This window comes from Streptomyces sp. NPDC029292, from assembly GCF_055569295.1.
In genome coordinates, this window is the sequence record NZ_JBVHXR010000004.1 from 170191 (window position 1) to 176556 (window position 6366).

Genomic DNA, 6366 nt, shown 5'->3' on the forward strand with positions numbered 1-6366 from the left:
GTCTACGCAGGCATGGAGCTCGAAAAGCCGTCGGACCGGCAGCCCGCGGAAGATGCCCGGGGTGCCGAGGGGTGTCTCACCGTCGCGATCCGCATCCCGGTGCGGATCGTGGTGCTCGTGCTGGTCGTGCCGGTGCGGATGGTGTGGGACGCGCTGGTCGTCGGCGGGCGGTTCCTGAGGGACACCGTGCTGCGGCCGCTGGGACGGGCGCTGGCGTGGGTGGCGTGGGCGGTGTTCGTCTGGCCGTGGGTGGCGGTGTGGCGGTATGTCGTCGTGCCGGTCGGCAAGGCGCTGGGGTGGCTCGGGCATGTGCTGCTCGTGGTCCCCGCGGTGTGGCTGTACCGCACGGTGCTGACGCCCCTCGGGCACGCGATCGCGTGGGTGGCGCGCGGTGTCGGGGCCGGGGTGGCCTGGGTGTTCGGCGGGATCGGGATCGCGCTCGCCTGGGTGTACGCACGACTCCTCACGCCCGTCGGCCATGCGATCGCCTGGCTGATCAAGGGCGTGGGACTGGTGCTCGCGGCCGTCGGGCTCGGGGTGTACACCGCTGTGGCCTGGCTGGTGCGGTACCTGGTCGTCGTGCCGGCCGGGTGGCTGTACCAGTGGATCCTCGCACCTGTCGGGAGGGGGATCGCCTGGACTGCGCGGGGTCTCGGGTGGCTCGTACGGATGATCTTCACCGGGATCGGTACCGCGGCCTACTGGACGGCGCGTGTGCTGCTGGTGCTGCCCGCGCTCGCCCTGTGGCGATGGGTGCTCGTGCCGGTCGGACGCGTGCTCGCCGTCATCGGCAGGGAGATCGGTGAGGCGCTGGGTCATGCCTGGCGGGTCGCCGGACACATCTCGCTCGCGGTCGGGCGTTTCCTCGGACGACTCTTCCGGTGGATCTTCGTGGAGCCGGTGCGGTGGGTGTACCGGACCGTGCTGACGCCCGTCGGGCACGTCGTCCGCGACGCGATCCTGCGGCCCGTGGCAGAGGTCGCGCGCGGTGTGGGCCGGGCGACGCGGCAGGCCCTGGCCGCCGCACGGGAGTCCGCCCGGCAGGCCCGCGCCGACTTCCGGCGGATGCTCTTCGGGACGTCCCCCGAGCCGCAGCCCGTGGCCCGGCGGGAACCAGGAGCCGGTGAGACACGTACTCTAGGTAGCAGTACGACAGCTCTCACGAAGGACTGAACGACACTGGGCAAGCGACAGCCCGAAGGCCCGCCGCCCGCACCCGCGGTGCAGCGCATCCGACTGCGCTACACCAAGCGCGGCCGCCTCCGGTTCACCAGCCACCGTGACTTCCAGCGCGCCTTCGAGCGTGCGCTGCGCCGTGCCGAGGTGCCGATGGCGTACTCGGCGGGGTTCACGCCGCATCCGAAGGTGTCGTACGCCAATGCCGCACCCACCGGCACGGGCAGTGAGGCGGAGTACCTGGAGATCGCGCTCACCGAGACGCGTGACCCGGACAAGCTGCGCGAGCTCCTCGACGAGTCGCTGCCCGCCGGGCTCGACATCACCGAGGCGGTCGAGGCCCGGACCTCCGGGCTCGCCGACCGGCTCACCGCATCCGTATGGGAGCTGCGCCTCGACGGCGTGGACCCGGCGGAGGCGGAGCGTGCGGTCGAGGCCTTCAAGGCGGCGGATGTCGTCGAGGTGCAGCGCAGGACAAAGAACGGCATGCGGACCTTCGACGCCCGCAGCGCCGTAGCAAGCCTTGAGACAGCCCTTGAGACAGCCCTTGAGACAGACAGTCCACAGGCTGATAGGCCGACCGACCAGCCCTGTGCGATACTGCGGCTGGTTGTTCGGCACGTGACGCCTGCCGTACGACCCGACGACGTCCTGTCCGGTCTCCGCGCCGTGGCCGACCTGGCGCCGCCGGTCGCCGCAGCGGTGACCAGGCTGGCGCAGGGGCTGTTCGATGAAGAGACCGGCACGGTGACCGACCCGCTCGCGCCCGACCGCGAGGCAGTCACGGCCGCCCCAGCCGATCGCACCGGGGTCGCCGCATCTGCCGCCGCGAAGGCGCCGGTGCCGGAAGGTCCCGCGTAAGGACAGATGTCGTAGCGCCGCCCTCGTACTCGGGAGCCACCTGGGTCGGGCAGCGCACCGACCACAAGACTTTCGCCAGGCCGTACGCACACATGGCGTACGGAACCGGCGAGACAGGACACAGAGAGCTCCCGTGCGGCGCCCGCGCCCCGGACGGCGGCACCGCGCATCGCGCGAGCCGCGGACGTCACCGGCACTGCCGGACCAGGCGCGGCGCCCGGGAGCCTGACGGGAGATCCACCCGCATGCTCGAGCCGACCGAACCCACTGAGGGTTCCGAGAACAACAACACCCCCAGCGACACCCTGCCGCCGCGGCGCCGCCGCCGCGCCGCGTCGCGCCCGGCAGGTCCGCCGACCGCCGGTTCCGAGGCCGTGGCCGAGACCACGGCGCCGGCCATACCGGCCGTCGCCTCCGCCGACCTCGCGGAGGACGAGACCGCCGCGATCGCCGAGACGGAAGCGGTCGCCGAGACCGAAGAGGCCGAGGAGGCGGTGGCCGAGGCCGCCGTCGAGCCCGTCGAGGAGGCCGCTCCGCGTCGTACGCGTCGCCGTGCCACGCGTCGGGTGTCCACGCCCGCCGGTGCGCCCGGGACCGCCGAGGCGGCTGAGACCGTGGTGCCCGAGGCCGAGTCCGCCGTGGCCGAGACCGCCGCCGCGCCCGCCGAGGTCCCCGCTGCCTCCGCCGAGGAGGCCGCTCCCGCCGGTCGTACGCGTCGTCGCGCGACCCGTCGCGCCTCCGCGCCCACCGGCGCGCCCAAGACGGCCGAGACCGTCGAGGCTGCCGAGGTCGCCGAGGAGCCGGTGAGTGCCCCCGCCGCCCCCGCCGAGATTGCTGAGCCCGTCGAGGAAGCCGCTCCCCGTCGCACCACCCGTCGTCGCGCCACCCGGCGCGTCTCCGCGCCCGCCAGTGCGCCCGAGGGCGACGCCGCCGACGAGCGTGTGGAGGCGCCCGTGACCCGCGAGACCAAGCCCGAGGAGACCGACACCGAGCCCGCCGAGGCCGCGCAGGCCGAGGACGGCGCCCCGCGTCGCACCACTCGCCGTCGTGCCACCCGCAAGGCCGCCGTCGGTTTCTCGGCGCCCGCGCCGAAGGAGGCCGAGGAGCCCACGCGGCGCCCCGCGCGTCCGTCCGTCGCCGTGTTCCAGGCGCCCGTGTTCGCCGAGCCGATGTTCCAGACGCCGGAGCGGGCCGCTGCCGCGGCTGCCGCCGAGGCGGCGGAGGAGGCGGAGGAGACCGCGGAGGTCGCCGAGGCCCCCGCAGCTCCCGTGGCCCCCGAGGCCCCCGAGGCCCCCGAGGCCCCCGAGGCCGTCGAGGAGGAGACCGGGCCGCGTCGTCGCCGTCGCCGCCGGGCCGTCGAGGAGGAGCCCGCGGCCGTGACCGCGGAGAGCGCCGAGGCGGAGCAGCCCGCAGAGGACGCCGAGTCCGCCGAGGAGGCCGTCGAGGGTGACGAGGGCGAGGAGGAGTCCGCGGGCTCCCGCCGCCGTCGCCGCCGCGGTGGCCGTCGCCGTCGTCGTGGCGAGTCCGCCGAGTCGGACAGCGAGGCGGGCGAGGACGAGTACGCCGCCGAGCAGGCCGCGCAGGACGCCGAGGACACCGCCGAGCAGGCCGAGGAGGACGCCGAGGAGGCGGACGAGCGCGAGGAGTCGGGCGGCTCCAGCAGCAGCCGTCGCCGCCGTCGCCGTCGCCGTCGCGCCGGTGACTCCGGCACCGACACCGAGCCCGGCGAGAGCGACCCCGAGCGCACCGTCGTCAAGGTCCGCGAGCCCCGCAGCAAGAAGGACGAGCACCCGTCCGACGAGGTGCAGTCCATCAAGGGCTCGACCCGGCTCGAGGCCAAGAAGCAGCGGCGCCGTGAGGGCCGCGAGCAGGGCCGTCGCCGCGTCCCGATCATCACCGAGGCCGAGTTCCTGGCCCGCCGTGAGGCCGTCGAGCGCGTGATGGTCGTCCGCCAGAGCGGCGAGCGCACCCAGATCGGCGTCCTCGAGGACAACGTGCTCGTCGAGCACTACGTCAACAAGGAGCAGTCGACCTCGTACGTCGGCAACGTCTACCTGGGCAAGGTCCAGAACGTGCTGCCGTCGATGGAGGCCGCCTTCATCGACATCGGCAAGGGCCGCAACGCCGTGCTCTACGCCGGTGAGGTCAACTTCGAGGCGCTCGGCATGGCCAACGGGCCGCGCCGCATCGAGTCCGCCCTGAAGTCCGGCCAGTCGGTCCTCGTGCAGGTCACCAAGGACCCGATCGGCCACAAGGGCGCCCGCCTCACCAGCCAGGTCTCCCTCCCCGGCCGCTACCTGGTCTACGTGCCCGAGGGCTCGATGACCGGCATCAGCCGCAAGCTGCCCGACACCGAGCGCGCGCGTCTGAAGACCATCCTCAAGAAGATCGTCCCCGAGGACGCGGGCGTCATCGTGCGCACCGCCGCCGAGGGCGCGAGCGAGGACGAGCTGCGCCGTGACGTCGAGCGACTGCAGGCGCAGTGGGAGGACATCCAGAAGAAGGCGAAGAACGGCAACGCCCCGACGCTGCTGTACGGCGAGCCGGACATGACCGTCCGCGTCGTCCGCGACATCTTCAACGAGGACTTCACCAAGGTCATCGTCAGCGGCGACGAGGGGTGGGAGACCATCCACGGGTACGTGTCCCACGTCGCGCCCGACCTGGTCGACCGCCTGTCGAAGTGGACCTCCGAGGTCGACGTCTTCGCCACGTACCGGATCGACGAGCAGCTGATGAAGGCGCTGGACCGCAAGGTCTGGCTGCCCAGCGGCGGTTCGCTGGTGATCGACAAGACCGAGGCGATGGTCGTCGTCGACGTCAACACCGGCAAGTTCACCGGTCAGGGCGGCAACCTCGAAGAGACCGTCACCAGGAACAACCTGGAGGCGGCCGAGGAGATCGTGCGCCAGCTGCGGCTGCGCGACCTGGGCGGCATCGTCGTCATCGACTTCATCGACATGGTGCTGGAGTCCAACCGGGACCTGGTGCTGCGGCGCCTCCTGGAGTGCCTGGGACGCGACCGTACGAAGCACCAGGTCGCCGAGGTCACCTCGCTGGGCCTCGTCCAGATGACGCGCAAGCGCGTCGGACAGGGTCTGCTGGAGTCCTTCTCCGAGACCTGCGTCCACTGCAACGGCCGCGGTGTCATCGTGCACATGGAGCAGCCGACCTCGGTCGGTGGCGGCGGCAAGCGCAAGAAGCGCGGTCGTGGCGGTGCCGAGCAGGCGCCCGAGCACGAGCACGAGGCTGTGGCCACGGAGGCCGCCGAGGTTGTCGAGGAGGCCGAGACCGAGCTCGAGGTCGCTGCCGAGGCCGCCGGGGCCGCGCTGCCGGTGCCCGAGTTCGTGCCCGACGAGGAGCTGTACAGCAGCGCCGCCGAGGCCGAGGCCGCGGCTTCCCGTGGCCGTTCGCGGCGCCGGGCGACCCGGCGCGCGTCGGCTCCGGCGGGCGCGCCGAAGGCCGAGGGGCGTCCCTCGCGGCGTGAGGAGCGGGCCGAGCGGGCCAAGTCCCGGGAGGCCGTCGAGGCCGAGCCCGTCGCGGTCGAGGAGCCGGTCGTCGAGGTCCCCGAGGCCGCGCCGGTCGCCGAGGCCGCCCCCGTCGCCGTACAGGAAGAGGCCGTGGAGGCCGCTCCCAAGGGCCGTACGCGCCGTCGTGCGACCCGCAAGGTGTCGGCCCCGGCCGGTTCCCCCAAGGCGGCGGAAGAGGCCGTGGTGACGGTGACGGAGCCGGTTTCGGGGCCCGAGGCCGCCGAGCCCGTGGCCGAGCCGACGCCCGAGCCGGTCGCCGAGGCGCCCGTCGAGAGCGCCGCCCCGGCCCGTCCGCGCCGCCGTGCCGTCCGCAAGGTCACCGCGCCCACCGCGCCCGAGGAGGCGGCCGTCGTGGTCGTCCCGTCGGTCTCGGCGGAGCCGGCTGAGGCGGTCGCCGAGGCCGAGGCTGAGGTCGAAGCCCCGGCTCCGGCCAAGAAGGCGGCTGCCCGTAAGACGGCGAAGAAGGCCACCGCCAAGAAGGCCGCCACCAAGAAGACGGCGGCCAAGAAGACGGTCGCCAAGAAGGTCACCGCCAAGAAGGCGACCGCGAAGAAGGCGGCCACCAAGACGGCGGCGAAGAAGACCGCGGCGGCCGAGCAGACGCTCTCCTCCGTCACGGCTTCGACCGAGGGCTGAGTCTCGTCCTGGGGGGGGGGGGGGGGGGGGGGGGGGGGGGGGGGGGGGGGGGGGGGGGGGGGGGGGGGGGGGGGGGGGGGGGGGGGGGGGGGGGGGGGGTGTGGTGGGGGGGGGGGGGGGGGGGGGGGTGGTGCTGCTCGGCGCGCTGACGAGCGACTCAGGT

3 protein-coding genes are annotated in these 6366 nt (G+C 73.8%); all 3 read left to right on the top strand.

The genetic code is table 11. From position 1 onward, the window contains the following. The first annotated feature begins 12 nt into the window (after positions 1 to 12). The 3 genes from ACZ4WS_RS11920 (at position 13) to ACZ4WS_RS11930 (ending at position 6203) form a co-directional block, all read left to right on the top strand. Entirely contained in the window at positions 13 to 1173 is a 1161-nt protein-coding gene (locus tag ACZ4WS_RS11920) for a hypothetical protein (RefSeq protein ID WP_467979534.1), read from the top strand. A 48-nt stretch (positions 1174 to 1221) separates the two neighbouring features. Beyond that, on the top strand, positions 1222 to 2037 hold the full coding sequence (locus ACZ4WS_RS11925) for a TIGR03936 family radical SAM-associated protein (protein WP_467979536.1): 816 nt from the start codon (positions 1222 to 1224) through the stop codon (positions 2035 to 2037). A gap of 245 nt (positions 2038 to 2282) precedes the next feature. After that, complete coding sequence (locus ACZ4WS_RS11930) at positions 2283 to 6203, top strand: Rne/Rng family ribonuclease (protein WP_467979538.1); 3921 nt, start codon at positions 2283 to 2285, stop codon at positions 6201 to 6203. Positions 6204 to 6366: the final 163 nt, after the last annotated feature.